Below are 219 nucleotides of genomic sequence, written 5' to 3' on the forward strand. Positions count from 1 at the left end.
TGGGAAAATGCGCCAAAGAGGGTGAGAGCCCCGTAAGCGAAATCCAAAGAAGGCCTATCAGTATCCTGAGTAGGGCGGGACACGTGAAATCCCGTCTGAATCCGCGAGGACCATCTCGCAAGGCTAAATACTAACCAGTGACCGATAGTGAACCAGTACCGTGAGGGAAAGGTGAAAAGAACCCCGGGAGGGGAGTGAAAGAGAACCTGAAACCGTGTG

1 rRNA gene is annotated in these 219 nt (G+C 53.0%); it reads left to right on the forward strand.

From position 1 onward, the window contains the following. A 23S ribosomal RNA gene (locus tag lacNas_RS06475) occupies window positions 1-219 on the forward strand; the annotation flags it as partial.

This window comes from Lactobacillus nasalidis (assembly GCF_016587775.1).
GTDB lineage: Bacteria > Bacillota > Bacilli > Lactobacillales > Lactobacillaceae > Lactobacillus > Lactobacillus nasalidis.